Source organism: Pseudonocardia sp. CA-142604, assembly GCF_050948475.1.
Lineage (GTDB): Bacteria > Actinomycetota > Actinomycetes > Mycobacteriales > Pseudonocardiaceae > Pseudonocardia > Pseudonocardia alaniniphila.
The window spans coordinates 8327109-8350066 of sequence record NZ_CP192045.1 but is presented as its reverse complement, the minus strand read 5'-3'; the positions used below and the strand labels follow the sequence as shown (position 1 = coordinate 8350066).

Genomic DNA, 22958 nt, shown 5'->3' with positions numbered 1-22958 from the left:
ATGCCCGCCGTCCAGGACCTCGTACTTATCAGGCGCGTCCACGCCTGAGAGAGCCCTCGGTCGTCGACGCGCCACCCTCGTTCCGCCCGCTGGCGGTCGGGGGTTTTTTCATGTCCGGCCCCAACTCCCGGAGCTGCCGCAGATGACCACCGCAACGCCCCGTTCCGGCTCGGTCCCCGGACCGTCCGGACCGAAGCCGGCGCCGCCGCCGGGCCGCCAGGGTGCCCAGCCCGGCTCGGGCCCCGCTCAGCCGGCCTCGGCGCAGACCGTCCCCGGTCCGCGCTTCGACCGTGTACCGATGACCGGCGCACAGTCGCTCGTCCGCTCCCTCGAGGAGCTGGGCTGCGAGGTCGTATTCGGTATTCCGGGAGGCACGATCCTTCCCGCGTACGACCCGCTGCTCGACTCGACGCGCGTGCGCCACGTGCTCGTGCGTCACGAGCAGGGCGCGGGGCATGCGGCCGAGGGGTACGCGCAGGCCACCGGCAAGGTCGGCGTCTGCATGGCGACGTCGGGGCCGGGTGCCACGAACCTCGTCACGCCGATGGCCGACGCGTACATGGACTCGGTCCCGATCGTCGCGATCACCGGCCAGCAGACGCGCGCGCTGATCGGCACAGACGCGTTCCAGGAAGCCGACATCACCGGCATCACCATGCCGGTGACCAAGCACAACGTTCTCGTGAAGGACGCGACGGAGATCCCGCGCGCGATCGCGGAGGCGTTCCACCTGGCATCCACGGGCCGACCCGGCCCGGTCCTGGTGGACATCCCGAAGGACGTGCTGCAGGAGCGCACCACGTTCTCCTGGCCGCCGGAGTTCAAGCTCCCCGGCTACCGGCCCACCACGCGGCCGCACGGCAAGCAGATCCGGGAGGCCGCCAAGCTGATCAACTCGGCGCAACGGCCGGTGCTCTACGTCGGCGGCGGCGTCCTCAAGGCGGAGGCCTCGGCCGAGCTCCTGGAGCTGGCGGAGCTCACCGGCATCCCGGTGGTCACCACCCTGATGGCCCGCGGCGTCTTCCCGGACAGCCACCGCCAGCACGTCGGGATGCCCGGCATGCACGGCACGGTCACCGCGGTGGCGGCCATGCAGGAGTCCGACCTGCTCGTCGCACTCGGGGCGCGGTTCGACGACCGGGTCACCGGTCATCTCGCGAGCTTCGCGCCCGACGCCGCGGTCGTGCACGCCGACATCGACCCTGCCGAGATCTCCAAGAACCGCCGGGCCGACGTCCCGATCGTCGGGGACGCCAAGGAGGTCATCGCCGAGCTCATCGACGCGCTGCACGTCGAGCGGGCCGAGCGCGGTCAGACCGACCTCACCACGTGGTGGAAGCGGCTCGACGGGCTGCGTTCCACCTACCCGCTGGGCTACGACTGGCCTGCCGATGGCTCGCTGTCGCCCGAGTACGTGATCGAGCGGATCGGCCAGACCGCAGGCCCGGACGCCGTCTACGTGGCGGGGGTCGGGCAGCACCAGATGTGGGCCGCGCAGTTCGTCCGGTACGAGAAGCCGCGCACGTGGCTGAACTCCGGGGGCCTCGGCACCATGGGCTACGCGGTGCCTGCGGCGATGGGCGCGAAGATGGGCCGCCCGGACACGGTGGTGTGGGCGATCGACGGCGACGGCTGCTTCCAGATGACCAACCAGGAGCTCGCCACCTGCGTGCTGGAGGGCATCCCGATCAAGGTCGCCATCATCAACAACGGCAACCTCGGCATGATCAGGCAGTGGCAGACGCTCTTCTACTCGGAGCGCTACTCGCAGAGCGACCTCGGCACGCACAAGCACCGCATCCCCGACTTCCTGCTGCTCGCCGAGGCGATGGGCTGCGTCGGGCTGCGTGCGGAGTCCAAGGACGAGGTCGACGCCGTCATCCAGCAGGCCATGGAGATCAACGACCGACCGGTTGTGATCGACTTCGTGGTCGGCGCCGACGCCCAGGTGTGGCCCATGGTCGCAGCGGGCACCGGCAACTCCGAGATCATGGCGGCCCGCAACATCCGGCCGTTGTTCGACACAGACGAGATCGTCGCTGACGACGCCGGCACCGGCGCCGTCACGGCGGAGGCCATGAGGCAGGGTGAGGAAGAGTGATCGAACGGCACACCCTGTCGGTGCTCGTCGAGGACAAGCCGGGGGTGCTCGCCCGGATCTCGGGCCTGTTCTCCCGGCGCGGTTTCAACATCGAGTCGCTCGCCGTGGGACCCACCGAGCACCCGGACATCTCGCGGATGACGATCGTCGTTGCCGTCGACGAGTTCCCGCTCGAGCAGGTCACCAAGCAGCTCAACAAGCTCGTGCACGTGATCAAGATCGTGGAGCTGGAGCCGGCAGCGTCCGTCCAGCGCGAACTTCTGTTGGTCAAGGTGCGCGCCGACCCCGGCGTGCGCAGCCAGGTGCTCGAGATCGTCAACCTGTTCCGCGCGAAGGCGGTGGACGTGACACCGGAGGCACTGACGATCGAGGCCACCGGAACCGCTGAGAAGCTGAGCGCGCTGCTCAAGAACCTCGAGCCCTTCGGCATCCGCGAGATGGTGCAGTCGGGGATGGTGGCCGTCGGCCGCGGTCCCCGCTCGATCACCGCCGCCGCTGCCATCCGTTAGCCACGATCCGAGAGGAACACTTCACCCGTCATGGCCGTGAACATCTACTACGACGACGACGCCGATCTGTCGATCATCCAGGGCCGCAAGGTCGCTGTGATCGGTTACGGCAGCCAGGGCCACGCGCACGCCCTGTCGCTGCGTGACTCCGGCGTCGACGTCCGGATCGGGCTCCCGGAGGGCTCCAAGTCGCGGCAGAAGGCTGCCGACGAGGGGCTCCGGGTCGTCACGCCTGCCGAGGCGTCCGCCGAAGCCGACGTGATCATGATCCTGGCGCCCGACACCAAGCAGCGCTTCATCTACGCCGACGACATCGCGCCAAACCTGAAGCCGGGCGACGCCATCTTCTTCGGCCACGGCTTCAACATCCGCTACGAGCTGATCAAGCCCCCGGCCGATGTCGACGTGGCCATGGTCGCGCCGAAGGGCCCGGGTCACCTCGTGCGTCGCCAGTTCATCGACGGCAAGGGCGTGCCGTGCCTCATCGCGGTGGAGCAGGACCCCACCGGCAACGCGAAGGCCCTCGCCCTCTCCTACGCCGCGGCCATCGGCGGCGCCCGCGCGGGCGTCATCGAGACCACGTTCAAGGAGGAGACCGAGACCGACCTGTTCGGTGAGCAGGCCGTGCTCTGCGGTGGCGCCGCTGCGCTCGTCCAGACCGGTTTCGAGGTGCTCACGGAGGCCGGCTACGCGCCGGAGATCGCGTACTTCGAGTGCCTGCACGAGCTCAAGCTGATCGTCGACCTCATGTACGAGGGCGGCATCGCGAACGAGCGCTTCTCGATCTCCGACACCGCCGAGTACGGCGATCTCACCCGCGGTCCGCGCATCATCACGCCCGCGGTGAAGGACGAGATGCGGGGGATCCTCGCAGAGATCCAGGACGGGCGGTTCGCGCGGGAGTGGGTGGCCGAGGACGAGGCAGGCCGCCCGAACTTCACCCGGCTCCAGAAGGAGGGGGCGGAGCACCCGATCGAGCAGGTCGGTGAGAAGCTCCGCGGCCTGATGAGCTGGGTGGGCTCGAAGGCGACCTGAGCCCCACGCTCAGCACCACGAACGGCACTCTCGCCCGACAGGTCGGCGCGAGAGTGCCGTTCGTGCTTTCCGGTTAGATCTCGGGTGGTGGCACGTACTCGTACGGCAGTCCGTTGCTGGTGCCGCCCGGCGTCGTGACCGTCACCTGGACAGTGCCTGTACCCGCTGGTGCTGTCGCAACGATCTGGCTGTCGGACAGCACCGTGAACGCAGCGGGGGCAGCGCCGAACTGCACCGCGCTCGTGAAGGTCAGGCCGGAACCGCTGATCGTCACCGACGTCCCACCGGCCTGCGGGCCGGCGGTCGGCGCCAACGCGGTGATCACAGGAGCAGCAACATAGGCGTACGGAGCACCGGTGCTCGTACCGCCCGGGGCCGTGACGACGACCTCGGCCGTGCCGGGCGCGTGCGCCGGCGCGGTCGCCGTGATCTGGGTGTCCGAGTCCACGGTGAACGCGGTGGCGAGTGTGCCACCGAAGGTCACCGAGGTGGCCCCCGTGAACCCGGTACCGGTGATCGTCACGACTGTGCCACCCGAAGCAGGCCCCTGATCAGGGGAAAGCTGTGTGATCACAGGAGCGTTCAGGTAGAAGAACGCCACGTTGTTGTTGCTGCTTCCGCTCGGTGTGGTGACCACGACGGGAGCCGTGCCGGCCGCGTGCACCGGCGTGGTCGCGGTGATCTGAGTGGCGGAGTTGACCATGAAGCTGGTGGCCGGTGTTCCGCCGAAGGTCACCGCGGTGGCGCCGGTGAACCCCGAGCCGGTGATCGTCACGACCGTTCCACCGGTGGTGGGTCCGGACGACGGCACGACGCTGGACACGATCGGACCCGCAGGCGCCTGGTAGGCGAAGTTCGCGGGGTTGCTCGTGCCACCGGGCCCGGTCACCGTCACCTGGACGACACCCGCGGCGTGTGCGGGTGTGGTGGCGGTGATCTGGGTGGCGGAGTTGACCGTGAAGGTGGTGGCCGGTGTTCCGCCGAAGCTCACCGCGGTGGCGCCGGTGAACCCGGTGCCGGTGATCGTCACGATCGTTCCACCGGTGGTGGGTCCGGCGGATGGGACGATGCTGGTGATCACGGGCGCGGCAGGCGCCTGGTAGACAAAGTTCACGGGGTTGCTGGTGCCGGTGGGCCCCGTGACGGTGACCGCGACGGTCCCTGCGGCGTGTGCGGGTGTGGTGGCGGTGATCTGGGTTGCGGAGTTGACTGTGAAGGTCGTGGCCGGTGTTCCGCCGAAGCTCACCCCGGTGGCGCCGGTGAACCCGGACCCGGTGATCGTGACGACGGTGCCACCGGTGGTGGGGCCCGTCGATGGCGCGATGCTGTTGATGACCGGCGGTGTGGTGGTGCCCTGGTAGATGATGTTCACGGCGTTGCTGGTGCCGGTGGGCCCGGTCACGGTGACCCCGGCGATGCCCGCGGCGCGCGCCGGCGTGGTGGCGGTGATCTGGGTATCGGAGTTGACCGTGAACGTGGTGGCAGGCGTGCCGCCGAAGCTGACGGCGGTGGCGCCGATGAATCCGGAGCCGGTGATCGTGACGACGGTGCCACCGGTGGTGGGGACGATTGACGGGACGACGGTCAATACCGTGGGCATGGCTGCCTCACTGGGCTGACGGCGCCCGAAGGCACCATGGTTGTTGCGCTGGTCACGATTCCTTTTCTCCCACGATTCGTGTGCTTGATGCTCATCGCAATGAGGCGTGGTGGGCATGCGTCGCCCGCGCGCCGCGGCGGTGCCGAAGGCGCGGAGCCGGCCAAAGAGCTTCCTATTCAAATATTTGCGTCAGCACCTTCCTTGCTGATGGGCTGTCGGTGTGCATTCTTGCTGAAGTCGCCTCGGTCTCGGGCGGTGCAGCGGAAGGAGCGCTGGGCCCCGGCGAGCTCGGTGGGCGTTCTATTCGTGCACAACGGGATCGATCGGCCGGAATCACTGCGGTGCACCGGGCGGCCGAGGGTGATGAATCGAGGGGCGCCGATGTGTGCGGCGTCCCCTCGATTCATCAGGTATCTCAGATGCCAGGCCCGGCGACGTAGGTGAAACCGTCCTCCAGCGTGGCGCTGCCGCCCGTGGTCGTCACGACCACGTCAACCGCTCCGGCGGCTCCGGCCGGTGTGGTCGCGCTGACCTCCGTCGCGGAGATGACGACGAAGCTGGCCGGCGTGCCGCCGAACGTCACCGAGTTGGTGGTCGTGAGACCGGTGCCGGTGATGGTGACGCCCGTTCCGCCTGCCGTCGGGCCCGAGACGGGGTCGATGGCCGTGACGGTCGGTGCGACCACGTACTCGTAGGACAGGCCGTTGGTGCTGCCGCCGGGCGTCACCACCGTGACCGGCACCGAGCCGGTCCCGGCCGGAACCGTCACCACGATCGAGCCGGAGTTGTTGGCGGTGATGGTCCCGGCGTTGGCTCCGAAGGTCACCGAGGTCGCCCCGTTCAGGTTGGCACCGGTGATGGTGACCGAGTTGCCCCCCGCCTCGACGCCCGAGATCGGGCTGAGGGAGAACTTGGCCGGCGGCTCGAGATAGAAGAAGGACAGCGGATTGCTGGTGCCGCCCGGAGTGGTGACGGTGACGCCCACGACGCCGTGACCTGCCGGGCTGGTCACGTTGACCGAGGTCGGCGTGTTCGCCGTGATCGTCGCCAGGTTCGAGCCGAAACGGACCGCGCTCGCATTCGCGAGATTGGTACCGGTGATCACCACGGCCGTGCCTCCGGCACTGGAGCCCTGGTTGGGGGAAATGGGCATGACAAAACCCTCGCTTCAACCGCTGGGATTGGGAATTCGCCGAACGGGAGAACGTGTCTCGGGAATTGGGCGACGAGACGGGAGTCGCCGCCGGGCCCTGAGACAGTCCTGTCTACGGCAGGCGAAACTCTACCGGGTGAATCAAGCACTATGAAGGAGCGCCGCAGAATACAACTATTCGGCGCAAGGTGATCATTTCTATGCACGCACGGTTCGGGGGTGTTCAGCCGAACGGCGTAACCACGGGCAGCCGGACGGCCTCGTGGAAAGTTTCGATCACCGCCTGTGCTGGCGTCCTGGCAAATGTGCCTGACATTTTGTCGGCGAAACAGTAGGAACCCGTTTCAAGCGAGGTGGCGCAGTTTCGTGCAACGGCACGAACCGTTTCGACTGATCGTGCAGATGCTCGCGCAAATCGCGCTTCGCGGAGGCCGGCCGTGTGTCAGGCGTAGGCGCCCGGGCGCACGATCATCAGTACGACGACGATCGCCCACAGCAGGTTGTAGATCCCGGCGGTCATGCTCAGCTTGCGCAGTCGTGTGCCGTCGTCCGGATCGGCGAGCGCGTCGCGTTGGCGTGGGTAGATCTGCAGCGCGAGCAACAGTCCTGCAGCCGCGGTGAGGACCATGGAGACCATGATCCAGATCTCTCCCATGCGGCCCTGCGCGATCGCGAGTGCGATCCCCACGGCGGGGACCACGATCCCGAAGATGCCGTAGACGCGCGTGATGCGGTGCAGGGCGAGTGCGACGGCGCGGCTGCGCTCGTCCGAACCCGCTGGCGTGCTCTCGCCTGACGCCGCTCCTACGCCGACCGACGCCAGGACGGGCGCGTAGCGCGGGAAGAGGCTCGTGGCGACGGCCGACCCCCCGACGAAGACGATGCCGGCGAGCACGTGCACCGACAGCAGTAGACCTTCCATCGATCCCCCCAGGTCACCTTCAGCTTTCCTGAAGGCTAGCAGGAGCTTCAGGGAGGCTGAAGCTGCGGCTGGGATCAGTCTCCGAACGCGGTGCGCACGGCGTCGCCGACCTGCCGGAGGACGGGGTCGGCGTCGGCGCCGAACAACCGGCCGTCCACGTCGGACACCGCGGTCATCGCCTGCTCGAGAAGCCGGGAGCCGGCCGGCGTGAGCTCGAGGGTGGAAGCGGCACCGGCGCGCGCGGTGTTGTCCCGCACGAGCCCCGCGCCTGCCAGCGTCTTCACGGCCGCGTGGATGCTCTGGACGCTGATCCCCGACATCCGTGACAGATCGCTGAACGATGCCCCGGGCACCCCGGCGATGTGCCCGAGAAGCCCGAGCCTGCTGACCGTCAGTCCGAGCGGCGCGAGTGCGGTGCCCAGTTCGGTCTCGATCCGATGTGCCAGCGTGAGCAGCACGATCGACGTGCTGGTCGGCGGCGGAGCCGGACGGGCGTCGTTCTCCGTGGTCACCTGTCCAGTCTTCAGCACCGCCTCGGGGTCACCCGTGACGCTGTGCAGCCCTGGCTGCTCGCGGCGGATTCGAGGCGCCGCGCAGAACGGACGATTGCGCGCCGCGAGATCCACCCGTTCGTGTCTCGTGACCGACTCGATTGCTCCATCGGTAGGACCGGACGAGTGAGACGTACCCCCGTTCATCCTGTTGCGCGGCCCACGCCGCAGCGCCCTGGGCACCGTGCCGCATCTACCATCGGGAGCGTCCCAGCCGTCGATTCGGGGAGCACACAACCGCCGTGAGCACCGCAGCCACCCGCCCCGTCGTCCTGATCGCCGAGAAGCTCGCGCCGTCCGCGATCGCGTGTCTGGGCGACGAGGTCGAGATCCGCAGCGTGGACGGCACCGATCGCCCCGCGCTGCTGAGTGCCATCGCCGGCGCCGACGCGCTCCTCGTGCGTTCGGCCACCAAGGTCGACGCCGAAGCGCTCGCCGCCTCCAGCCGACTCAAGGTCGTGGCCAGGGCCGGCGTCGGACTGGACAATGTGGACGTCCCTGCCGCCACCGCCCGTGGCGTCATGGTCGTCAACGCGCCCACGTCCAACATCGTCTCCGCCGCCGAGCACGCCGTCGCGCTGCTGCTGGCCGCCGCCCGGCGGATCCCCGCGGCGGACGCGAGCCTGCGTGCCGGGCAGTGGAAGCGCAGCTCCTACACCGGCGTCGAGCTCAACGGCAAGCTCGTCGGCATCGTCGGCCTGGGCAAGATCGGCCAGCTCGTGGCCCAGCGCCTGGCCGCGTTCGGTGTCGAGCTGATCGCCTACGACCCGTACGTCGCGCCGGCCCGCGCCGCGCAGCTCGGCATCGAGCTCGCGAGCCTCGAGGAGCTGCTGCGGCGCGCCGACGCCATCTCGATCCACCTGCCGAAGACCGCCGAGACGCTCGGGCTCATCGGCAAGGACCAGCTCGCGATGACGAAGCCTGGCGTGATCATCGTCAACGCCGCGCGCGGCGGCCTGGTCGACGAGGACGCCCTGGCCGATGCCGTGCGCAGCGGCCACGTCGGCGCGGCGGGCATCGACGTGTACGTCACCGAGCCCACCACCTCGAGCCCGCTGTTCGAGCTGCCGCAGGTGGTCGTCACCCCGCACCTGGGCGCGTCCACCGACGAGGCGCAGGACCGGGCGGGCACCGACGTCGCCCGCTCCGTGCAGCTGGCGCTGGCTGGTGAGTTCGTGCCGGATGCGGTCAACGTGCAGGTCCGTGGCGTGGTCGGCGAGGAGGTCCGGCCGTGGCTGCCGCTCACGCAGAAGCTCGGCACGGTGCTGCACGCCGTTGCGGGCCGGCTGCCCAGCTCGGTCACGGTGGACGTCGCCGGTGAGCTGGCGTCCGAGGACGTCTCCGTGCTGGCGCTCGCCGCGTTGCGGGGCGTCTTCACCCACGTCGTCGAGGACCAGGTCACGTTCGTCAACGTGCCGAGCATCGCCGCGGAGCGCGGTGTGGAGGTCGAGGTGACCACCGCACCGGAGAGCGAGAACCACCGCAGCGTCGTCCAGCTGCGCGCCGCCATGCCCGACGGTGCCGCGGTCACGGTGTCCGGCACGCTCACCGGGCGTTCCCAGGTGGAGAAGCTCGTCGAGGTCAACGGCCGCCACTTCGACCTGCGGGCCGAGGGCGACGTGCTGCTCCTGGAGTATGCCGACCGTCCCGGCGTGATGGGCCGGGTCGGCTCGCTCCTCGGCGAGGCCGCCGTCAACATCGAGGCCGCACAGATCAGCCAGACCACCGACGGCACCGACGCGATCATGCTGCTGCGGGTCGACCGCCCGGTCGACCCCGGTGTGCTGGAGCCGATCGGCGCCTCGGTGGGTGCGCGCACCACGCGGCTGATCTCGTTCGAGAGCGACTGAGCACTCCGGGCCCCGCCCCGGACCGTGACGACCGGTCGCTCGTGCGGCGATCGGTCTCATCGGATCCGGTGTCGCACCGGCGCCTGATCGGTCACCAGCGGCGATCGTCGAACTGCTGACCCGCCGCGGCCTCGCAACAGCGAACCGCGGCGGGTCGCGGCCGTTCCTGCCGCCCGTCCGGTGTGCGGCAAACCGTTGCCGACCTCGTCGAAGACGGCACCCGTGGCGGGCCGGGACAGCACCGGCAGGGTGTCGAGGCCCGTCCGCCGGAAGTTCGCCGTCGTAGCGGCGTGCGGCGCCGGTAGCGCCCTAGTGTGAATCAGCAGCGCGTTGCGCGGCGACGCCGCGGCGCGCCCGTGATGGCAGCGAGCAGTTCCTCATGGGCGAACGGGTGAAGCTCTCTGACCTGCGACAACACGACCGGGGCAGCGACAGTGCCGACGTGACCGGCGGCTGCGTCCGGGGGTTGCGCGATGCCCGGCATCTGGGCGGGGCAGAATGGCCCGCATGGGGGCGTGTCGCGTCGGGAGTGGTTCCGGCGACATCGCTTCCGCATCAGTTCCACCCTTTGGGGTGACCCCGATCGGATGGCGGAAAGCATAGCGGTCCCGTAGCAGCGGGTAACGTGCCCCCGGCTGCTCTCGGGCCAACTGGAGAGAGGACATCGGTAATGCGCCTTGCGGTCATTCCCGGAGACGGCATCGGGCCGGAGGTCATCGACGAGGCGCTGAAGGTCCTCAACGAGGTCGAGCCCAACGCGGAGACCACGACCTACGACCTGGGCGCCGCCCGCTGGCATTCCACGGGTGAGCTGCTGCCGGAGTCCGTCCTCACGGAGCTGCAGGCACACGATGCGATCCTGCTCGGCGCCGTGGGCGACCCGTCGGTGCCGAGCGGCATCCTCGAGCGCGGGCTCCTGCTGCGGCTGCGGTTCGAGCTCGACCACCACGTGAACCTGCGTCCCGCCCGGCTCTACCCGGGCGTGCGCGGCCCGCTGGCGTCCAACAACGAGATCGACCTGCTGGTGGTGCGTGAGGGCACCGAGGGGCCGTACGTCGGCACCGGCGGCCTGCTGCGCAAGGACACCCCGAACGAGATCGCCACCGAGGTCAGCGTCAACACGGCCTTCGGTGTGGAGCGGGTGGTCCGCGACGCCTTCGCCCGCGCGGCCCGCCGCACGCGCAAGCACCTCACGCTCGTGCACAAGACCAACGTGCTGAGCTACTCGGGGCGCCTGTGGTCGCGGCTGGTGGAGGAGGTCTCGCTCGAGCACCCCGAGGTCAGCGTGGCCTACCAGCACATCGACGCCACCACGATCCACCTGGTCACCGATCCCGGCCGGTTCGACGTGATCGTCACCGACAACCTCTTCGGCGACATCCTCACCGACCTGGCCGCCGCCGTGACCGGTGGCATCGGGCTCGCCGCGAGCGGCAACCTCGACGTGAGCCGCCGCAACCCGAGCATGTTCGAGCCGGTGCACGGCAGCGCTCCCGACATCGCCGGGCAGGGCATCGCCGACCCCACCGCCGCCGTGCTGTCCGTGGCGCTGCTGCTCGACCACCTCGGCAACCGCGACGCGGCCCGCCGCATCGAGGCCGCGGTGGCGTTCGATCTCGCCACCCGGGACCACAGCGCCACCGGCCACACGCAGTCGATCGGCGACCGCCTCGCTGCGCTCGTGAGCTCGCACGCCGCGGCCCCGTCCACGAGCTGAGGCGGTCCGGCCGGGGCCGAGGCGAGCGGGGATCGGGTCAGACGAGCGTCTGGCCCTTCGAGGTCAGCATGGTCACGCCCGCATCCGCGAAGTTGGCCAGGTCCGCCACCGCTGCCTGCCCCTCCGGGCTGCTCATCGCGCTGCCCAGGGCCGCCTCGTCGTCGAACTCGAGCACGGCGACGAGGTGGTAGGGCGGGGTGTTCCCGTCCGCGTCCGGCACGGGCCTGGCCGCCGTGAACCGGCGGAGGCCGGGCATCTTCATGGCGAGCGGGGCGTGCACCTCGTCGTAGTGCCGGTCGAAGGCGTCCTTGTCCTCGGGGTGGTTGTAGAGCGCGGTGAGCTGGAGCATCGTTGACCCTCTCATGATCGGCCCGCCTGCCTGTGCCGACGGGCTCGACATCAATCCCTAGCCGACGCACGACCGTGTGAACACCGTCTCTCCCACGATCTGGGAACGCGGTGTGACGTCTCCGGAAGCGTCGTGCAACACTCGTCGACGTGCAGCACCTCTACGTGATCATTATCGACAGGCGCGTCGGCTAACCAGCACCACAGCCGACGCGCAGACCTCTCGCATTCGCGGGGGGTCTTTTTTGTTGCCCGATGAATCCCTGATCACGTCCGACCCACTTCCAGGAGCCCCCGGATGTCCCGCACAGAACCGGCCGGAACCCCGCTCGGAGACGCGTTCCACGTCTACGACACGACGTTGCGCGACGGCGCTCAGCGCGAGGGCATCAGCTACTCCATCGCCGACAAGCTCGCCGTCGCCCGGCACCTGGACGCTCTCGGAGTGGGGTTCATCGAAGGGGGTTGGCCGGGCGCACTGCCGAAGGACACCGAGTTCTTCACCCGCGCCGCTGCGGGTGAGCTCGAACTGCGGCACGCGGTGCTCGTGGCGTTCGGCTCGACCCGGCGCGCCGGGACAACCGCTGCGGCGGACCCGCAGGTCAGGGCCCTTCTGGACAGCGCGGCGCCGGTCGTCACGCTGGTGGCGAAGGCGGACCGCCGCCACATCGAGCGCGCCCTGCGCACCGACGTGGCCGAGAACTGCGCGATGGTGGCCGACACGGTGGCGTTCCTCCGTGGCGAGGGCCGCCGGGTGTTCCTCGACGCCGAGCACTTCTTCGACGGCTACCGCTTCGATCCGGACACCGCGCTGCGGGTGCTGGACGCCGCGGTCGGCGCGGGTGCGGACGTCGCGGTGCTGTGCGACACGAACGGCGGCATGCTCCCGATGGGCATCGCCGAGGTGGTGACCGAGGTGGCCGGGCGCACCGGTTTCCGCCTCGGGATCCACTGCCAGGACGACACGGGCTCCTCGGTGGCCAACTCGGTCACCGCGGTGCAGGCCGGCGCGACGCACGTGCAGTGCACCGCGAACGGCTACGGCGAGCGGACGGGCAATGCCGACCTGTTCGCCGTCGTCGGGAACCTGGTGACCAAGCTGGACATGCCCGTCCTACCGGACGGCGCGTTCGGCGAGCTGACCCGCACCTCGCACGCGTTGGCGGAGATCGCCAACATCGCTCCCGATACCCACCAGGCCTACGTCGGGACGTCAGCGTTCGCTCACAAGGCGGGCCTGCACGCGAGTGCGATCAAGGTGGACCCGGAGCTGTACAACCACATGGACCCTGCGGTTGTCGGCAACGGGCAGCGGGTGCTGGTCACCGAGATGGCCGGCCGGGCCAGCGTCGAGCTCAAGGGTGCTGAGCTCGGCCTGGACCTGGCCGGCCACCCCGAGGCGGTGTCGTCGCTCGTGGCGACCGTGAAGGAGCGAGAGGCGCAGGGGTGGTCGTTCGAGGCCGCCGACGCCTCCCTGGAACTGCTCATGCGCTCCGCGGTGGGCGGCACGGAGCCGGTGCCGTTCGCCCTCGAGTCCTATCGCGTGATCGTCGAGCACGGCGCCGACGGCAGCGTGATCGCCGAGGCGACGGTGCGGGTCGTCCTGGCCGACGGGGAGCGGCTCATCGCCACCGCGGAAGGGAACGGGCCGGTCAACGCGCTCGACGCGGCGCTGCGGGCCGCGCTCACGCCGACGTGCCCGTGGCTCTCGGACGTGGAGCTGTCCGACTACAAGGTCCGCATCCTCACCACGGGCCGGTCGCAGAGCTACGGCACCGACGCGGTGACGCGGGTGCTGCTCGAGTCCACCGGCCACGCGGGCTCGTGGACCACCGTGGGCGTGCACAGCAACGTTGTCGAGGCGTCCTGGCTCGCCCTGGTCGACGCGCTGGCGTACGCGGCGCTGCGCGCTCCCGTCCCCGTGGGAGCCCGAACCTGACCACAGGAGGGTGCTGAACAACTCCGCCGTACGGCGCCGCGCAGTACGGCCGAGTTGTTCGGCACGCCCCTAGGGCAGGATCAGCGCGTGGACGACGTGCTGCGGAGGATCGACCGGTTCTGCGACGAGGTCCCGCGGCATTGGGCCATGGCGGCCGACGACGGTCCGTTGCGCCTCTTCGTCCGCAACCGCGCGGGATCCGGCTGGCCGTTCTACGCGCGCCCGATCCCCGGTGGCCCGCCGGTCACCACGGAGGACATCGAGCGGGTTCGGGCACGCCAGCGGTCGCTCCGCGTGCCGGAGGCGTTCGAGTGGGTCGCCGACACGACCCCGTCGATGGCCGACGCTGCCCGCGATGCCGGCCTGCCGGTGACGATCTGCCCGCTGCTCGTGCTGAACAGCGATCCGGTCGCCCCCTCGCTCCCGCCCGGCTACTCGGCCCGCCTGCTCGGACCGGCCGACGGTGATCTGCAGACGGCAGCGCACGCCGTGATGACCGTTGCCGCCGCGGCCTTCAAGGCCCCGCCCCCCGGGCCGCCGGTGGGCGCCGCCCTTGCCGAGCTGCAGGCCGACCTCGCGGCAGGGGCGATCGCGCGAGCGCTGGTCACGGGCCCGCGTGGACCGGTCGCTGCGGGATCGGTGCAACGGGTAGGGAACGTGGTCGAGCTGGTCGGGATCGGCACCGTGGAGGCCGCGCGCGGCCAGGGGCTCGGTGCCGCCGTCACGGCGCTGCTGGCAGGCGCCGCCCGGGACGCGGGTGCGGAGGTGGTGTTCCTCGCCGCGGGCGACGAGGCCGCCACCCGCGTCTATGAGCGCGTGGGCTTCCGGCGGGTGGGCGAGTGCGGAATGGCGGAAGCCGCCTGACAGGGCCCGTCAGGCGGCGGGTTGCGGCGAGCGCCGCGCCCACTCCGGCGCGTGCTCCGGCAGCGGACCGATCGCGATGAGCCGCGCCGGCACACCCTGCAGCGCCGGGAAGCGTTGCAACATGCTCAGCGGGAACGGAACCTCGCCGACGGCGGCCGGCCTGGCGTCTTCGTCGCGGTTGAACATGCCGGACGTCGCCTGCGCCTGCGGCGAGCCGTCGGTGGGCTGGGCGACGCGCTCGCCGAGGATCCCGCGGTGTGCCGCGCGCTGGGCGCCCTGGATGAGCGCGGTGGCCCACCAGCGGCGGAGCTGGACCCGGCGCAGCAGGGCAGGAGGCACGATGCCGCCGGAGCGCAGCGCGGGCGCGAGCAGCCGGGCGGTGGCCACCGCGTCGGCCACGGCGAGGTTGATGCCCACCCCGCCGACCGGCGACATCGCGTGGGCCGCGTCGCCGATCAGCAGCAGGCCGTCGCGGTACCAGCGGCGCAGCCGGTCGAGCTTGACGTCGAGCAGCTTCACGTCGTCGAACGACGTGAGTGTGTCCATCCGGTCGCTCAGCCACGGCAGCAGCCCCGCGATCCGCGCGCGGAACTGCGCGATCCCCGCCGCCCGCATCTCCGCGTCGCTGCCCTTGCGGATCAGGTAGGCGCACTGCCAGTAGTCGCCACGGTCGATCATCACCGCGAACTCCCCGGTGCCGACACGGCCCACGCCGCCGTCGGGATCGCCGGCGTGGCGCGGCAGCCGGAACCACCACACGTCCATCGGCACGCCGAACGAGCGCGGCCGCATGCCGGCCGCCGCCCGGACCGCGGACGCCCGCCCGTCGCAGCCGACGGTGAGGCTTGCCCGGATCTGGTGTTCGGTGCCGTCGGTGCGGTCGCGGTAGCGCACGCCTGCCACCCGGCCGCCGTCGTAGAGCAGATCCACGACCTCGGCGTTGCGTCGCAGTGTGAAGGTGGGCTCGGCCTCCGCCGCGTCGGCGACGAGATCGAGGAAGTCCCACTGCGGCACCATCGCGATGTGCTGGTGGGCGCCGGGCAGCCGGCGCAGGTCGGCCACCTGCGCGCTGCAGCTGTCCAGCTGCACCTGCATGCGGTTGATCCGCTGCTGGGGCAGGGCCGCGAACCGCTGCCCGAGGCCCAGCTCGTCGAGCAGGGTAAGGGTGGATGCGTGCACGGTGTCGCCGCGGAAGTCACGCAGGAAGTCGGGGTGCTTCTCCAGAACCGTGACCTCGACCCCGGCCCGAGCGATGAGTAGACCGAGGACCAGCCCGGCTGGGCCGCCACCGACGACGAGGCAGGTCGTGCGCTCGTTTCTCAACATGCGTTGAATTCTAGGCGCAGCGGGCCGGGAAGGCCAGGCATCTGCCCGGATAGGCTTGGCCACATCATGAGTGAGCCTGCGAGCGAATCCCGGCCGGCCGGCGTCCGGGTCCGGTTCTCCCCGTCGCCGACGGGCACCCCCCATGTCGGCCTCATCCGCACCGCGCTGTTCAACTGGGTGCACGCGCGCCATCACGGCGGCACCTTCGTGTTCCGGATCGAGGACACCGACGCCAGCCGCGACTCGGCCGAGTCCTACGCGGCGCTGCTCGACGCCCTGCGGTGGCTCGGGCTCGACTGGGACGAGGGTCCCGAGGTCGGCGGCCCGCACGCCCCGTACCGGCAGAGCGAGCGCGGGCCCGTCTACGCCGACGCGCTGCAACGGCTGATCGACGGGGGAGAGGTCTACGAGTCGTACTCGCGGGCCGACGAGATCGAGGCTCGCCACCGCGCCGCAGGCCGCGACCCGAAGCTCGGCTACGACAACGCCGACCGCGACCTCACCGAGGAGCAGCGCGCCGCGTTCCGGGCCGAGGGGCGCGCGCCCGTCTACCGGCTGCGGATGCCCGACCGGGACATCACCTTCACCGACCTGGTGCGCGGCGACGTCACCTTCCGGGCGGGCACCGTGTCCGACTTCGTGCTCGCCCGCGGCGACGGCACCCCGCTCTACCCGCTCACCAACCCGCTCGACGACGCGCTCATGGGCATCACCGACGTGCTGCGCGGGGAGGACCTGCTCTCCTCCACACCGCGGCAGATCGCGCTGCTCGAGGCGCTTCAGCGCGTCGGAATCGGCACAGGGCCGTTCCGCTACGGGCATCTCCCGCTCGTCACCGGAGAGGGCAACCGCAAGCTCTCCAAGCGCGATCCGGAGTCGAACCTCTTCCTCTACCGAGAGCGCGGATTCATCCGCGAGGGCCTGCTCAATTACCTGGCCCTGCTCGGCTGGTCGATTGCCGAGGACCGCGACGTGTTCACGATCGACGAGATGGTCGCCGCCTTCGACATATCGCGGGTGTCCAGCAACGCCGCTCGTTTCGACGTGAAGAAGGCCGAGGCCATCAATGCGGCTCATCTGCGGGCGCTGCCCGTTGAAGAGTTCGCGCGACGGGTCGAGCCCTACCTCGTTCACGAAGGTGTGATCGAGGGCACGATCACCGAGGAGCAGCGTGCGCTGCTGGCCGCGGCTGCGCCCCTCGTGCAGGAGCGCAGCGTCGTGCTGTCCGACGCGGCACGCATGCTCCGGTTCCTGTTCGTGCCGGAAGAGGGCTTCGTCCCCGAGGCCGATGCCGCGGAGAAGAATCTCGGCGCCGACGCGGCTCCGGTGCTCGAAGCGGCCCTGACCGGCCTGAACGGCGTCGACGACTGGTCGACCGAGCGCATCGAGACGGCGCTGAAGTCGGCTCTCATCGACGGCCTGGGGCTCAAGCCGCGCAAGGCGTTCGCGCCCGTCAGGGTGGCCGTGAGCGGCCGTACGGTGTCCCCGCCGCTCTACGAATCGATGGAGCTGCTTGGCCGGGAACGATCGCTCGCCCGGCTGAGGGCCGGTTTGGAGCGGGCTGGAGGCCTCGGCTAGAGTAGTCGCCGCAGGGCAGGCGAGACCGGCTCCCGCAGTAGAGGGGCCGGTTGATCCTGAACTCTTGGGGTATGGTGTAATTGGCAGCACGACTGATTCTGGTTCAGTTAGTCTAGGTTCGAGTCCTGGTACCCCAGCGGAAACGCACCAGAAGTGGTCTGATAAGCTAATAGCGTTTCCACGGCCCCGTCGTCTAGCGGCCTAGGACGCCGCCCTCTCAAGGCGGTAGCGCGGGTTCAAATCCCGTCGGGGCTACACCGAAAAGGCCCGTTCCGGTTCTCCGGAACGGGCCTTTTCGCATTGCATTGTGCGAGGGTGGCTCGCCGAGATCATGCCTCGGGAGTGGGCTCGTGTCCGGGCAGCAAGGGCGGGCGAAGCTGCGCGAGGAGGTCAGCCGCTCGACTGCCGCGGAGCCGTCCACCACGGTCCGGCACGTCCGCGAACTGCTCGACGACACGATCCAGCAGCAGCTCATCTCCGACGTGCCGCTGTGCATGCGCCACCGGCACCGTGATCCCGACCGGCGCCGCGGCGAGGATCACCTCCACCTCCAGCGTCGGTCCGCGCACCGTGCACATACGACGGCCGCCGCTCACGTCGATTGCGACGTGAGCGGCGGCCGGCGGACATGCAGGGGCTCAGGCCACCCCGCCCGCGCGCGCCGGCGATGACGGCGGTTGTGAACCGCTAGCGGCCGGAGGTTGGGATGCCGACGTCGGCGGTGGAGGCGTCGTTGTCGGCGCTGGCGGCGTCGTCGTCGTGGTCGGAGGCCGGGTTGTCGTGGTGGTGGGGTCCGGCTGCCGGGTCGTCGTGGGATCCGGGCGTCCCTCGGTGGTCCGCGGTACCTCTGTCGCCTGCGTCGGCGCCGGATCGCCAGGGGGCCGGCGTGTCGGTTCGGTTCCTTGGCCCGCGGGGCCTCCGGACCCGTTGTCATCTTCGGGCGCGGGCTTCTCGTCGGGTGTCGGCTCGCCGGGATCCGTCACCGCCGAGATGGGCGGATCGCTGCTCGTGACGTCGGGCTCGAGCGGCACCGACCCGCCGGTGGGCCACAGCGCGATCGCCGCGACCACGGCGATCGCGGCGGCGATCCCACCGATGGTCACCAGCCGGGCAGCAGACGGGCCACGGGGACGGTCGGCGTACTCGATGAAGTCGCGACCGTCGTCCGGGTCGAGCTGTGGTCGCTCGGGGTAGGAGGGCGCCGGAGGCATCGGGCCGTTGCGGGAGCCCGACATCCACTGGGTGGGGGCGGGGGCGGCAGCCGCCGCGGGTTCGCCGTAGCCCGGCCGGGGTGGGTAGGACGAGGACCCGACGCCGATCGGCGGGGTGGCCCCCGTGCCCATCGGCGCGCCTGCGCCGGCGAGCGCCGCAGCGCCCATCGGCTGGCCCCCGGGCGCGGGCCGCGAGGGCGACACCTGCGGCATCGCGCCGCTGCCGGACGGGGGACGCAGCGACAGCGCGGCGCCCATGGCGATCGCGTTCTTCGGGTCGGCGTCCACCGCGACCGGGCGGCCCAGCTGCTCGGAGACGAGCTGGCCGACGAGCGGGATGCGCGACGATCCGCCGACGAGCAGCACGGCCGACAGCTGCGCCGGTGCCAGACCGGCCGAGCCGACTGCTCGGCGCAGGGCGTCGACCGTCTCCTCGACGCGCGGGCGGATCATGGCTTCGAACTCGCTGCGGTGCAGCCGTACCGAGCCTTGCCCGGCGGGCGTCATGACCTGGATCGAGACCTCGGTGTCGCTGCTCAGCGCTTCCTTGGCCTCGGTGCACTCACGCCGCACCGCAGCAACGGCTGACAGCACGGCCGGGTCGGTCTCGTCGAGCCCGTCGAACGCCTCGGGGAGCCCCTGGCGGACGTGCTCGAACACCACCTCGTCGAAGTCGATGCCGCCGAGGCGCTCGATGCCTTCCGGGCGGCCGAGGAGCGTGAACCCGTGGTCGTCCTTGTGGACGACGGCGGCGTCGAAGGTGCCACCGCCGAGGTCGTACACGGCGATCGTGGAGCCCGGCTCCACGCGCTCGCCCGCCGCGTAGTGCAGCGCGGCGGCCTGGGGCTCAGCGATGAACGTGATGGGCACGCCCTGGGCGGCGACCGCTGCGCCCAGCCGGTCCTTCTTGTGGGCACCCCACGACGCGGGATGCGCGACGGCGACCCGCATCGCGGGCCCGCCCTCTCGCTGAGCCGCCCGGTCGACGACCCAGCGCACGAGCCGGGCCGAAAGCTCCTCCGGTGCCCACGGCCTGCCGGCGACGAGGATCGGCGTGGGATCGCCGATCCGGCGCTTGAACTCGCGCACCACGTGGTCGGGGCTGCTCACCGCCCGGCGTTCGGCCGCTTCGCCGACGATCACCGCCCCGTCGTCGCCTATGTAGAGGACGGAGGGCACGGCACTGGAACGGTCGCCGAGATTGACGATCTCCGTATCGCTCGGGCGGGCCCCCGACCGGCCGATGGCGGCTGCGGTGCGGGTCGTGCCCACATCGATGCCGAGCAGATAACTCATCGTCACCCGTTTTCGTGTCCGTACGACTCTCTGTGCCCATCGAGCAGAGCGTCGGTCACGTTAGCCGCGCCACGCCGGGGACCGATCGGGCGGGTATGGATCGCAATGCGACATACCGCCCGCAACCCAACCGAGTGTTGCGGTACGGCGACCCGGTGTCACAGGCGGTGCTGCAGAGCCTCCGCGGCTGCCAGTAGATCAGCTGCCCAGCGGACGCCCGGACGCCGGCCGATCCGATCGACCGGACCCGACACGGAGACCGCTGCGATGACCTGGCCAGAGCTGTCACGGACGGGAGCCGACACGCTCGCGACGCCGGACTCGCGCTCGGCAACGCTCTGCGCCCAGCCGCGTCTTCGGACGTCGACGAGCACCCGCTCACCGAACATGGCGTCGGCAAGCACGGCGCGTTGCACCGTGGGCTCGGCCCAGGCTGCCAGCACCTTTGCTCCGGAACCGGCGGTCATCGGCATCCGGGTGCCGACGGGAACGGTGTCGCGCAGCCCGCTGGCGGGCTCCGCGGAGGCGACGCAGACGCGCTGGGCGCCGTCGCGGCGGTAGAGCTGCACGCTCTCGCCGGTGATGTCGCGGAGCCGGGGCAGCACGGCCGCTGCTGCTTCGAGCAGCGGATCGACGCCGCCCGCCGATAGTTCGGCGAGCGTGGGCCCGGGGCGCCAGCGGCCGTCGGCGCCGCGGTGCAGGAGGCCGTGGACCTCGAGACCCACGGCGAGCCGATGCGCCGTGGCGCGGGGCAGACCGGTGCGCTGACACAGTTCGGCCAGCCCACAAGGCTCGGCAGCTGCGGCCCGGAGAACCCCCACGGCCTTGTCCAGAACTCCGACGCCGCTAAGCTGTCTCACGGGACGATATTAACGTCCCGATATATGGGACGTCCAGCGGAGGATGGGATGGCTATGGGACGCACGCTGGCGGAGAAGGTTTGGGAAAGGCATGTCGTCCGACGTGGCGAGGGTGATGAGCCCGACCTCCTCTACATCGACCTGCACCTCGTGCACGAGGTGACGAGTCCCCAGGCGTTCGACGGGCTCCGGCTCGCCGACCGCGGCGTTCGCCGTCCCGATCTCACGGTCGCCACCGAGGACCACAACGTTCCCACCGCCGACGTCGAGCTCCCGATCGCCGACCCGGTGTCGCGCACCCAGGTGGAGACGCTCCGCAAGAACTGCTCCGAGTTCGGCGTGCCGCTCTATCCGATGAACCACGCCGAGCAGGGCATCGTGCACGTCGTCGGTCCCCAGCTCGGGCTCACGCAGCCGGGCATGACGGTGGTCTGCGGCGACAGCCACACGTCCACCCACGGCGCGTTCGGGGCGCTGGCCTTCGGAATCGGCACGTCGGAGGTGGAGCACGTACTGGCCACCCAGTCGCTGCCGCTGAAGCCGTTCCGCACGATGGCGATCAACGTCAACTCGGCCGACGGCCGGCTGCGCGAGGGTGTCACCAGCAAGGACATCGTGCTCGCGATGATCGCCCAGATCGGCACCGGCGGCGGGCAGGGCTACGTGCTCGAGTACCGCGGCAACGTCATCGAGAACCTCTCGATGGAGGCCCGGATGACGATCTGCAACATGTCGATCGAGGCCGGTGCCCGGGCCGGCATGATCGCCCCGGACGACACCACGTACGCCTACCTGAAGGGCCGCGACCGCGCCCCGAAGGGCGAGGCGTGGGACGAGGCCGTCGCGTCGTGGAATGCACTCCGCACCGACGACGACGCCACGTTCGACTCCGAGGTGTTCATCGACGCCGACGCGCTCACGCCGTTCGTCACCTGGGGCACCAACCCCGGCCAGGGCCTCCCCCTCTCGGAGAACGTGCCCGACCCGTCCCGCATCGTGGACGAGCAGGAACGCGCGTCGGCCGAGAAGGCGCTCGCCTACATGGGTCTGGAGGCGGGCACCCCGCTGCGCGAGGTGGCCGTCGACACCGTGTTCGTCGGCTCCTGCACCAACGGGCGCATCGAGGACCTGCGCGCTGCCGCCGCCGTGATCAAGGGCCGGAAGGTGGCCGACGGTGTCCGGATGCTGGTGGTCCCGGGCTCGATGCGCGTGCGCTTCCAGGCCGAGGACGAGGGGCTCAGCGACATCTTCGCCGCGGCGGGCGCCGAGTGGCGCTCCGCGGGCTGTTCGATGTGCCTGGGCATGAACCCCGACCAGCTGGCGCCGGGCGAGCGCAGCGCGTCCACGTCGAACCGCAACTTCGAGGGCCGCCAGGGCAAGGGCGGCCGCACCCACCTCGTGTCCCCGCTCGTCGCCGCGGCCACCGCGGTGCGCGGCACCCTGAGCTCTCCGGAGGACCTGGACTGATGGAACCGTTCAGCACTCACACCGGCATCGGCGTGCCCCTTCGCCGGTCCAACGTCGACACCGACCAGATCATCCCCGCGGTGCACCTCAAGCGCGTCACGCGCACGGGCTTCGAGGACGCGCTGTTCGAGGCCTGGCGCCAGCAGCCCGACTTCATCCTGAACGTCGAGCCGTTCTCGCGTGGATCCGTGCTCGTGGCCGGACAGGACTTCGGCACCGGCTCCTCCCGGGAGCACGCCGTATGGGCGCTCATGGACTTCGGGTTCCGGGCCGTCATCTCATCCCGGTTCGGCGACATCTTCCGCGGCAACTCGGCGAAGGCGGGGCTCGTGGCGGCGCAGGTGGCGCAGCCCGACGTCGAGCTCCTGTGGAAGCTGCTGGAGAACGCCCCCGGCACCGAGGTCACCGTCGACCTGACGGAGAAGACGGTGCGGGCGGACGAGCTCGTCGTGCCGTTCGAGATCGACGAGTACACGCGCTGGCGCCTGCGTGAGGGCCTCGACGACATCGGGCTCACGCTGCGCCACGCCGACGACATCGCGGCCTTCGAAGCGGCCCGGCCCGGCCACCTCCCCACCACGGCCCAGGTCTGATCCGGGCATTCGCGCCTTTTCGTCCGGCGTTCGGTCGA

The 22958-nt window shown here is 70.6% G+C and carries 19 protein-coding genes and 2 tRNA genes; 12 read left to right on the top strand and 9 right to left on the bottom strand.

The genetic code is table 11. The features are described from left to right. The first annotated feature begins 142 nt into the window (after positions 1 to 142). The 3 genes from ACQPZQ_RS37790 to ilvC are packed head-to-tail and all read left to right on the top strand — an operon-like array spanning position 143 to position 3645. Positions 143 to 2101 (top strand): acetolactate synthase large subunit, encoded by a 1959-nt coding sequence (locus ACQPZQ_RS37790; protein WP_433289060.1) that lies wholly within the window; start codon positions 143 to 145, stop codon positions 2099 to 2101. Then, positions 2101 to 2610: an acetolactate synthase small subunit gene (gene ilvN, locus ACQPZQ_RS37785; RefSeq protein ID WP_241036039.1), complete on the top strand. Its 510-nt coding sequence runs from the start codon at positions 2101 to 2103 to the stop codon at positions 2608 to 2610. Before ACQPZQ_RS37790 ends, ilvN begins: the two co-directional genes overlap by 1 nt. Positions 2611 to 2640: 30 nt before the next feature. Beyond that, on the top strand, positions 2641 to 3645 hold the full coding sequence (ilvC, locus tag ACQPZQ_RS37780) for a ketol-acid reductoisomerase (RefSeq protein ID WP_433289058.1): 1005 nt from the start codon (positions 2641 to 2643) through the stop codon (positions 3643 to 3645). A 73-nt stretch (positions 3646 to 3718) separates the two neighbouring features. Here the strand turns inward: ilvC and ACQPZQ_RS37775 are convergent, their stop codons facing one another. The 4 genes from ACQPZQ_RS37775 to ACQPZQ_RS37760 all read right to left on the bottom strand — a co-directional run bounded on the left by ACQPZQ_RS37775 (position 3719) and on the right by ACQPZQ_RS37760 (position 7832). Next, positions 3719 to 5245, bottom strand: a complete 1527-nt coding sequence (locus ACQPZQ_RS37775; RefSeq protein ID WP_433289056.1) for an IPT/TIG domain-containing protein — start codon at positions 5243 to 5245, stop codon at positions 3719 to 3721. 415 nt (positions 5246 to 5660) lie between these two features. Further along, positions 5661 to 6398 carry an IPT/TIG domain-containing protein gene (locus ACQPZQ_RS37770; protein WP_433289054.1) on the bottom strand — a complete coding sequence of 246 codons (738 nt, stop codon included), beginning with the start codon at positions 6396 to 6398 and terminating at the stop codon, positions 5661 to 5663. A 442-nt stretch (positions 6399 to 6840) separates the two neighbouring features. Continuing rightward, positions 6841 to 7320 carry a hypothetical protein gene (locus tag ACQPZQ_RS37765; protein ID WP_433289051.1) on the bottom strand — a complete coding sequence of 160 codons (480 nt, stop codon included), beginning with the start codon at positions 7318 to 7320 and terminating at the stop codon, positions 6841 to 6843. Between the two features lie 74 nt (positions 7321 to 7394). Further along, on the bottom strand, positions 7395 to 7832 hold the full coding sequence (locus tag ACQPZQ_RS37760) for a MarR family winged helix-turn-helix transcriptional regulator (RefSeq protein ID WP_433289049.1): 438 nt from the start codon (positions 7830 to 7832) through the stop codon (positions 7395 to 7397). A gap of 281 nt (positions 7833 to 8113) precedes the next feature. Here ACQPZQ_RS37760 and serA point away from each other — a divergent pair, with 281 nt between their 5' ends. After that, positions 8114 to 9721, top strand: coding sequence for a phosphoglycerate dehydrogenase (gene serA / locus ACQPZQ_RS37755; RefSeq protein WP_433289047.1), 1608 nt, complete (start codon positions 8114 to 8116; stop codon positions 9719 to 9721). Positions 9722 to 10391: 670 nt separating this feature from the next. Beyond that, positions 10392 to 11438 (top strand): 3-isopropylmalate dehydrogenase, encoded by a 1047-nt coding sequence (locus ACQPZQ_RS37750; RefSeq protein ID WP_433289045.1) that lies wholly within the window; start codon positions 10392 to 10394, stop codon positions 11436 to 11438. A gap of 37 nt (positions 11439 to 11475) precedes the next feature. On the opposite strand, the gene ACQPZQ_RS37745 is transcribed toward ACQPZQ_RS37750, so the two are convergent. Continuing rightward, positions 11476 to 11787: an EthD family reductase gene (locus ACQPZQ_RS37745; protein WP_433289043.1), complete on the bottom strand. Its 312-nt coding sequence runs from the start codon at positions 11785 to 11787 to the stop codon at positions 11476 to 11478. A 297-nt stretch (positions 11788 to 12084) separates the two neighbouring features. Here ACQPZQ_RS37745 and cimA point away from each other — a divergent pair, with 297 nt between their 5' ends. After that, the gene (gene cimA, locus ACQPZQ_RS37740) at positions 12085 to 13725 is read left to right on the top strand and encodes a citramalate synthase (RefSeq protein ID WP_433289040.1); all 1641 of its coding nucleotides are present in this window, start codon (positions 12085 to 12087) and stop codon (positions 13723 to 13725) included. A gap of 87 nt (positions 13726 to 13812) precedes the next feature. Then, a complete protein-coding gene (locus tag ACQPZQ_RS37735) occupies positions 13813 to 14589 on the top strand; it encodes a GNAT family N-acetyltransferase (protein ID WP_433289039.1) in 777 nt (258 codons plus the stop codon). Between the two features lie 9 nt (positions 14590 to 14598). Here the strand turns inward: ACQPZQ_RS37735 and ACQPZQ_RS37730 are convergent, their stop codons facing one another. Beyond that, complete coding sequence (locus ACQPZQ_RS37730) at positions 14599 to 15915, bottom strand: FAD-dependent oxidoreductase (RefSeq protein ID WP_433289037.1); 1317 nt, start codon at positions 15913 to 15915, stop codon at positions 14599 to 14601. 66 nt (positions 15916 to 15981) lie between these two features. Between ACQPZQ_RS37730 and gltX the strand changes: the two genes are divergently transcribed. From gltX to ACQPZQ_RS37715, 3 genes are all read left to right on the top strand, one after another. Beyond that, positions 15982 to 17493, top strand: coding sequence for a glutamate--tRNA ligase (gene gltX / locus ACQPZQ_RS37725; RefSeq protein ID WP_433289035.1), 1512 nt, complete (start codon positions 15982 to 15984; stop codon positions 17491 to 17493). A 65-nt stretch (positions 17494 to 17558) separates the two neighbouring features. After that, positions 17559 to 17630, top strand: a tRNA-Gln gene (locus ACQPZQ_RS37720). A gap of 45 nt (positions 17631 to 17675) precedes the next feature. Further along, positions 17676 to 17748: transfer RNA gene (locus ACQPZQ_RS37715), tRNA-Glu, on the top strand. Positions 17749 to 17822: 74 nt separating this feature from the next. Here the strand turns inward: ACQPZQ_RS37715 and ACQPZQ_RS37710 are convergent. The 3 genes from ACQPZQ_RS37710 to ACQPZQ_RS37700 all read right to left on the bottom strand — a co-directional run bounded on the left by ACQPZQ_RS37710 (position 17823) and on the right by ACQPZQ_RS37700 (position 20860). Beyond that, complete coding sequence (locus tag ACQPZQ_RS37710; RefSeq protein WP_433289033.1) at positions 17823 to 18062, bottom strand: hypothetical protein; 240 nt, start codon at positions 18060 to 18062, stop codon at positions 17823 to 17825. Between the two features lie 69 nt (positions 18063 to 18131). Continuing rightward, on the bottom strand, positions 18132 to 20000 hold the full coding sequence (locus ACQPZQ_RS37705) for an Hsp70 family protein (RefSeq protein WP_433289031.1): 1869 nt from the start codon (positions 19998 to 20000) through the stop codon (positions 18132 to 18134). Positions 20001 to 20158: 158 nt separating this feature from the next. Further along, complete coding sequence (locus tag ACQPZQ_RS37700; protein ID WP_241035996.1) at positions 20159 to 20860, bottom strand: IclR family transcriptional regulator; 702 nt, start codon at positions 20858 to 20860, stop codon at positions 20159 to 20161. 54 nt (positions 20861 to 20914) lie between these two features. On the opposite strand from ACQPZQ_RS37700, the gene leuC reads away from it, so the two are divergent. Next, positions 20915 to 22327, top strand: coding sequence for a 3-isopropylmalate dehydratase large subunit (leuC, locus tag ACQPZQ_RS37695; RefSeq protein ID WP_433289029.1), 1413 nt, complete (start codon positions 20915 to 20917; stop codon positions 22325 to 22327). Next, positions 22327 to 22920: a 3-isopropylmalate dehydratase small subunit gene (leuD, locus tag ACQPZQ_RS37690; RefSeq protein ID WP_433289027.1), complete on the top strand. Its 594-nt coding sequence runs from the start codon at positions 22327 to 22329 to the stop codon at positions 22918 to 22920. Before leuC ends, leuD begins: the two co-directional genes overlap by 1 nt. Positions 22921 to 22958 lie beyond the last annotated feature (38 nt).

Bases quoted from the DNA above. Each gene is read 5' to 3' on its own strand.
- ACQPZQ_RS37790 (WP_433289060.1), top strand. From the start codon at position 143: ATGACCACCGCAACGCCCCGTTCCGGCTCGGTCCCCGGACCGTCCGGA.
- ilvC (WP_433289058.1), top strand. From the start codon at position 2,641: ATGGCCGTGAACATCTACTACGACGACGACGCCGATCTGTCGATCATC.
- ACQPZQ_RS37775 (WP_433289056.1), bottom strand. From the start codon at position 5,245: ATGCCCACGGTATTGACCGTCGTCCCGTCAATCGTCCCCACCACCGGT.
- ACQPZQ_RS37770 (WP_433289054.1), bottom strand. From the start codon at position 6,398: ATGCCCATTTCCCCCAACCAGGGCTCCAGTGCCGGAGGCACGGCCGTG.
- ACQPZQ_RS37765 (WP_433289051.1), bottom strand. From the start codon at position 7,320: ATGGAAGGTCTACTGCTGTCGGTGCACGTGCTCGCCGGCATCGTCTTC.
- ACQPZQ_RS37750 (WP_433289045.1), top strand. From the start codon at position 10,392: ATGCGCCTTGCGGTCATTCCCGGAGACGGCATCGGGCCGGAGGTCATC.
- ACQPZQ_RS37745 (WP_433289043.1), bottom strand. From the start codon at position 11,787: ATGCTCCAGCTCACCGCGCTCTACAACCACCCCGAGGACAAGGACGCC.
- cimA (WP_433289040.1), top strand. From the start codon at position 12,085: ATGTCCCGCACAGAACCGGCCGGAACCCCGCTCGGAGACGCGTTCCAC.
- ACQPZQ_RS37730 (WP_433289037.1), bottom strand. From the start codon at position 15,915: ATGTTGAGAAACGAGCGCACGACCTGCCTCGTCGTCGGTGGCGGCCCA.
- gltX (WP_433289035.1), top strand. From the start codon at position 15,982: ATGAGTGAGCCTGCGAGCGAATCCCGGCCGGCCGGCGTCCGGGTCCGG.
- ACQPZQ_RS37705 (WP_433289031.1), bottom strand. From the start codon at position 20,000: ATGAGTTATCTGCTCGGCATCGATGTGGGCACGACCCGCACCGCAGCC.
- leuC (WP_433289029.1), top strand. From the start codon at position 20,915: ATGGGACGCACGCTGGCGGAGAAGGTTTGGGAAAGGCATGTCGTCCGA.
- leuD (WP_433289027.1), top strand. From the start codon at position 22,327: ATGGAACCGTTCAGCACTCACACCGGCATCGGCGTGCCCCTTCGCCGG.